This window comes from Streptomyces sp. YS-3, assembly GCF_045257485.1.
Classification (GTDB): Bacteria; Actinomycetota; Actinomycetes; order Streptomycetales; family Streptomycetaceae; genus Streptomyces.
Genome location: NZ_JBJHPC010000535.1, coordinates 1 through 4,924, shown reverse-complemented (window position 1 = coordinate 4,924; position 4,924 = coordinate 1). Strand labels below are relative to the sequence as shown.

Here is a 4,924-nt window from a genome sequence, read left to right as displayed (position 1 = left end):
GGTGGGGGCGCAGGCAGACATGTTCCCGTCTCCTCCGGGGCGGCGCGGTCGCGGATGGGGGGTCGCGGCCGTGGGTCACGGCGTACAGCGGCGGGATTCTCAACTCTCGGTAAACGAATCGTAATGCAGAGTAAAGGTCAGCGCTTGCCATTTCGGGCAAATGGGCCATCGATTCACTCTCAACGGTGAATAAGCAGCTTTTCGTGCGGCCTGTCGCGCCTTCTTCCCTCATGCTGCGTGTCACTTTTGCGGCGATTTGATGACCTTCAGTACAAGAGATCTTCGGATCTGCTGATCTGTGAGGAAGAGGGTGGGCGGATGATGGCCGCCACGAAGAGGATCGCCACCGGCGCCGTCGTCGCCGCGCTGATCGCGGGCGCCGCGGGCTGCTCGGTGGGCAACGGGACCAAGGCGGCAGCGCCCGGACCCGGCGCGGGCGCCGCCGCCCCCAAGAACGTCGTACGCCTGATCGGGGACGGCTCCACCGCGTTCACCGGGGCCCAGCCGCATCTGCTGAAGCCGCGCAAGCTGGCGCCGGGTCAGCAGCCGCCGCAGTTCGTGGTGTTCTCCTGGGACGGGGCGGGCGAGGACAGCCAGCGGCTGTTCTCCCACTTCCGCGAGGTCGGCAAGAAGTACAACGCGACGATGACGTACTTCCTCAGCGGTGTGTACATGCTCCCGGAGGAGAAGCGCGAGCGGTACACCGCGCCCAAGCACTCGCCGGGCAGCAGTGACATCGGGTTCAACGACCTCAAGGGCATCAAGGACACCGTCACCCAGCTGCGCGCCGCGTGGCAGGAGGGCAACGAGGTCGGCACCCACTTCAACGGCCACTTCTGCGGGAACGAAGGCGGCGTCGGCACCTGGTCGGTGGACGAGTGGAAGAGCGAGATCGCGCAGGCGAAGTCGTTCGTCAAGAACTGGAAGTCCAACTCCGGGCTCAAGGCGGAGGCGCCGCTTCCGTTCGACTACGACAAGGAGCTCATCGGCGGTCGCACCCCCTGCCTGGAGGGCCGCAAGAACTTCGTGCAGGCGGCCGGCCAGCTCGGCTGGCGCTATGACACCAGCGGCGTCAACGACCAGGTGTGGCCGAAGAAGAACGACAACGGCGTCTGGGACCTGTCCATGCAGCTGGTGCCGGTCCCGGGCCGCGGCTTCCAGACGCTGTCCATGGACTACAACTTCTACATGAACCAGTCGGGCGCGGTGACCGGCGACGCCGACCAGCACGAGTACTGGGGCAATCAGATGCGCGACGGCCTGCTCCAGGCCTTCGAGCGCTCGTACAACGGCAACCGCGCCCCGCTGATCGTCGGCAACCACTTCGAGTCCTGGAACGGCGGCGCCTATATGCGGGCCGTCGAGGACACGATCAAGACGGTCTGCGTCAAGCGCGATGTGCACTGTGTGTCGTTCCGTCAGCTCGCCGACTGGCTGGACGCCCAGGACCCCTCGACGCTCGACAAGTTCCGTCAGCTGAAGGTCGGAGAGGCCCCGAAGGGCGGCTGGACGGCCTTCCTGGCCGCCCAGCCCGCCCTGCCGGTCCAGTCGGCCAGGCCGCTCCCGCAGCCCGGCCTCAGGCAGGCCGCCACCAGCTGATCGCCGCGAGCCGCCCTGGCGAGGTCAGCTCGGCTGCGGAACGGCGAACTCCTCCCGCAGGACGAAGTCGGGGTCGACCTGGGCCGCCAGGTCGGCACCCGTCTTCGCGTTCCCCCAGCTCTCGGCGTTCTTCAGATGGAAGTGGACCATCTGGCGGGTGTACCGCTCCCAGTCGCGCGCCTCGTAGGAGTCCTCCGCCGCGTTCTGCAGCGCCTGGAGGGCGAGCCGGTTGTCGGCCTCCAGGAGCTCGAAACGCGGCGGGCGCCCCTTCTCCATCGCGCGCACCCAGTCGGAGTGGCCGACGGTGACCAGCAGGTCCTCACCGACCTCGGCCCGCAGGAAGTCCAGGTCGTCCGGGCCCTGCACCTTGTTGCCGACGACCTTCAGGGCGACCCCGAAGTCGCGCGCGTACTCCTTGTACTGCCGGTAGACCGACACGCCCTTGCGGGTCGGCTCCGCCACCAGGAACGTCATGTCGAAGCGGGTGAACATCCCCGAGGCGAACGAGTCCGACCCGGCGGTCATGTCGACGACCACGTACTCGTCCGGCCCGTCCACCAGGTGGTTCAGGCACAGCTCCACCGCACCGACCTTCGAGTGGTAACAGGCCACCCCCAGATCGGACTCGGTGAACGGGCCGGTCGCCATCAGCCGGATGTCCCCGTCGTCGAGCACCACCCGCCGCGCGCACGCCTCGTACACCGGATTCGACTCGCGCAGCCGCAGCAGCCGGGAGCCGCGCCCCGGCGGAGTCGTCTTGATCATCGTCTCGGCGGAGGCGATCCGGGGGTTGGTGCCGCGCAGGTAGTCCTTGATCAACGGCAGGTGCGCGCCCATCGCGGGCAGCGCGGCGGCCTCCGGCTCGTCGAGCCCGAGCGCGGTCCCCAGGTGCTGGTTGATATCGGCGTCGACCGCGAGCACGGCGGCCTCGTTGGCGGTGAGGTGACGGATGAAGAGCGAGGACAGCGTGGTCTTGCCGCTGCCGCCCTTGCCCACGAAAGCGATCTTCATGTTCACCAACGGTAATCGCGCGATGGCGCAATGTAGGGGGAGTGAGTGAAGAAGACCACTCGAAGGTGGGGTGCGGGGCCGGGGCGCGTAGCCTCCCTACTTATGAGTACGAACGCCTCGTCGGCCCCTGATCCGCTGGTCGCCCTGGGCACGCTGCCGGGTGTCACGGACGCCGTGGACTCCGTGCGCAAAGCCGTCGACCGGGTCTACGGGCACCGGGTCATGCGCCGGCGCAGCAACGAGATCACCTCCGAGGCGGCGCTGCGGGGGGCGCGCGGCAGTGCCGCGCTCTCCGGCGCGGACTGGGCGCTGGAGGAGGTGCGGCGGCGCAGCGACTTCGGCTCGGAGAGCGAGGCGCGCACGGTCGGCGCCGCTCTGCGGCTGACCGCCGAGGCCGGCCAACTGCTCTCCATCTGGCGGCAGTCGCCCCTGCGGGTGCTCGCCCGGCTGCATCTGGTCGCCGCCGCCGACTCCGCCGACACGGTCGGCCGCCCGCGTCAGCACGGCGAGCCGGTGGACGAGCCGCTGATCGAGCTGCCGCTGCCGGACGCGGACGAGGTGGCGGGCCGGCTGGAGGGCCTGTCCCAGCTGATCATCGCGGGCTCCTCGGCCCCGGCGCTGGTCACGGCGGCCGTGGTGCACGGCGAACTGCTCGCCCTGCGTCCGTTCGGCTCGTACAACGGACTGGTGGCGCGGGCCGCCGAGCGCATCGTGCTGATCGGCAGCGGTCTCGACCCCAAGTCGATCTGCCCGGCGGAGGTGGGCCACGCGGAGCAGGGACGCGCGGCCTACGCGGCGGCGCTGGACGGCTACGCCTCGGGGACGCCGGAGGGTGTGGCCGCCTGGATCACCTACTGCGGGCGCTCGGTCGAGCTCGGGGTGCGGGAGTCGACGGCGGTCTGCGAGGCGCTCCAGCGCGGAGCGGCGTAGGCGGCACCCGGCGCGGGGAAAGCCCCCGGAAAAGGGTTGCGGCGGTACCGGATCGGTACCGCCGCTGGCATGTCCACCGGGTTACCAAGCGTCCTCGAAAGTTGCCCATCAGGTCGGGAACTTCTGCCCGTCACCTGGTGCGGCTGGCCCGTAATCGACGGGTCGACGTCGCGTGGGTGCTCGGCTTCCATGCTTCGGTCCGTGGGGCCGTGCTGCGTAGAAGGTGATCCTCTCGGATGTCCCAGGTCTCGCGGGCCGTTGCCTTATTTGTACTCCAGGCCGGGGTGAAGCGGAACCCCTGACTGCACTTCTTTACTTTTAGGTTCAAACAGGACAGAACGGCCGGTGCTGGCCTCGGCACCGGCCGTGGCCCCGTAGACCGCGGGGCCGCTCGGTCAGCTCACCGCCGCCGCGCGTCGTCGGCTCGCGTACCAGACGAGTCCGGCGGTGGCCGCCGCGGCGCCCACGGCCGCCGCCGCGACCAGGGCGGGGCGGGGCGGCATGGAGAGCGCGGGAAGCCGCTGCTTGAGCCGGACCGGCCGGTTGAAGACGAGAATCGGCCAATCTCGGATGGCCGCTTCGCGCCGGAGTGCCCGATCCGGGTTGACCGCGAAGGGGTGGCCCACCGACTCCAGCATGGGGACGTCGGTCGCCGAGTCGCTGTACGCGTAGCAGCGGGACAGGTCGTAGCCCTCCGAGGCGGCGAGCTCCTTGACGGCCTCCGCCTTGGTGGGGCCGTAGGCGTAGTACTCGACGTCGCCCGTGAAGCAGCCGTCGGGACCCACGACCATCCGGGTGGCCACCACCCGGTCCGCCCCGAGCAGCTCACCGATGGGCTCGACCACCTCGGCGCCCGAGGTCGAGACGATCACGACGTCGCGGCCCGCGGTGTGGTGCTCCTCGATGAGGGAGGCGGCCTCGTCGTAGATGATCGGGTCGATCAGATCGTGGAGCGTCTCGGCGACGATCTCCTTCACCTGCTGGACGTTCCAGCCCTTGCAGAGCGCCGACAGGTACTGGCGCATCCGCTCCATCTGGTCGTGGTCGGCGCCGCCGGCGAGGAACACGAACTGGGCATAGGCCGTACGCAGCACGGCCCGGCGGTTGATGAGTCCCCCTTGATAGAAGGACTTGCTGAACGTGAGGGTCGACGACTTGGCAATGACTGTCTTGTCCAAGTCGAAGAAGGCGGCGGTCCGCGGCAAGGAGTGGTTTTCCACGAAGGCGAGCATAGGCGCCCACCATTCGGCGTACGCTGGGGCGTGTGGGTTTGCCTGAGAAGGCTCTCGGGTACACCATGGAAGTCACGGATCGTTCGCGACCGTGCTAACCCGGTCCGGCTCCTCCCCCCCCGAGTCGGCCGGAAAGACGACCCCCGCTCTCC

4 protein-coding genes are annotated in these 4,924 nt (G+C 69.1%); 2 read left to right on the top strand and 2 right to left on the bottom strand.

What is annotated here, in order from left to right; all coding sequences use genetic code 11:
* Positions 1-318: 318 nt before the first annotated feature.
* Positions 319-1,599 carry a hypothetical protein gene (locus ACJA3G_RS30040; RefSeq protein WP_406556192.1) on the top strand — a complete coding sequence of 427 codons (1,281 nt, stop codon included), beginning with the start codon at positions 319-321 and terminating at the stop codon, positions 1,597-1,599.
* A 24-nt stretch (positions 1,600-1,623) separates the two neighbouring features.
* On the opposite strand, the gene ACJA3G_RS30035 is transcribed toward ACJA3G_RS30040, so the two are convergent.
* Positions 1,624-2,610, bottom strand: coding sequence for an ATP-binding protein (locus ACJA3G_RS30035; RefSeq protein ID WP_406556191.1), 987 nt, complete (start codon positions 2,608-2,610; stop codon positions 1,624-1,626).
* A 102-nt stretch (positions 2,611-2,712) separates the two neighbouring features.
* On the opposite strand from ACJA3G_RS30035, the gene ACJA3G_RS30030 reads away from it, so the two are divergent.
* On the top strand, positions 2,713-3,540 hold the full coding sequence (locus ACJA3G_RS30030) for an oxidoreductase (protein WP_406556190.1): 828 nt from the start codon (positions 2,713-2,715) through the stop codon (positions 3,538-3,540).
* A 395-nt stretch (positions 3,541-3,935) separates the two neighbouring features.
* On the opposite strand, the gene ACJA3G_RS30025 is transcribed toward ACJA3G_RS30030, so the two are convergent.
* A complete protein-coding gene (locus tag ACJA3G_RS30025) occupies positions 3,936-4,772 on the bottom strand; it encodes an HAD family hydrolase (RefSeq protein ID WP_406556189.1) in 837 nt (278 codons plus the stop codon).
* Positions 4,773-4,924 lie beyond the last annotated feature (152 nt).